General features: G+C 71.1%; 1 pseudogene. It reads right to left on the bottom strand.

The annotated features are described in order from the left end of the window. Window positions 1-1,028 (bottom strand): annotated as a pseudogene (locus MTBSS4_RS18760) (hypothetical protein); the annotation flags it as partial.

The following is a 1,028-nucleotide window of genomic DNA, read 5'->3' as shown; positions in this document are numbered from 1 at the left end:
GGCGACGAGGCCGGAGAGGCCGATGGCGGTCAGCATGGAGGCGCTCCAGCGGCTGACCATGGTGTCGCCGGGCAGGGTGACCACCGGGACGCCCATCCACAGCGCCTCGAAGGTGGTGGTGGAGCCGGTGAACGGGAAGGGGTCGAGGGCGATGTCGACGGCGTCGTAATGGGAGAGGTGGGTGGCGGTGTCGCCGCCCTCGGCCGACAGGTCGACGCGGTCGGCGGCGATGCCGTGTCCGGCCATGATGTCCAGCACCCGCCGGGCGAGGCTGGGGGTGGCGAACCAGGTCTTGTACTTGAGGCGCAGGCGCGATCTTGGGACGGCGCGCAGCACCTCGGCCCACAGGGCCAGGGTTGCGTCGGACAGCTTGGCGGGATTGTTGAAGCTGCCGAAGGTGGTATGGCCGTTGCGGCGCATGGGCGGCGGCGCCACCGGCGGCGCTTCCGCCATGGGGGCGTGGAGGTAGAAGCTGGGCAGGCGGATCGGCCGTTCGGCGAACAGTTCTGTTCCGCGGCGGGGCGTCATGACCCGGTCGGTGATGATGGCGTCGATCACCGACAGACCGCTGGTGGCGGCGTCGTGCAGGCTGATCTGGACCGGGGCCGGCCGATAAGCGGCGACGATGGGGCGGTTGGCGTCGAAGCGGGCGGCCAGCACCACCAGGACGTCGACCTGATCGGCGCGGATCATCGCGGCGACCTCGGCGTCGCTCTGGCCGAACACCGGCCGCCACAGGTCGGCGGCGGCCTGGAAGCGGGCGGTGACGGGGTCGGGTGTGGCGACATGGGCGTAGAAGGCCAGTTCGACCCTGTCGCGGTCGTGGGCCTCGACCAGCGGCAGCAGGTTGCGTCCGACCGGATGGCGGTGGAAATCCGATGACAGGTAGCCGATGCGCAGGCGGCGGCCGGGATCGGGCGGATTGGCGAAGGCCACGGCTTGCGGATAATGCGGCGCGGCGTGCCGGGCCTCGAAGGCGCGGTGCTCGGCGAAGCGCTGCTCCGGCGTCCAGCATGACTGGTAGAGCA

Source organism: Magnetospirillum sp. SS-4 (assembly GCF_902729425.1).
Lineage (GTDB): Bacteria > Pseudomonadota > Alphaproteobacteria > Rhodospirillales > Magnetospirillaceae > Phaeospirillum.
The sequence above is the reverse complement of the archived record's forward strand: the minus strand, read 5'-3'. Positions and strand labels throughout refer to the sequence as shown.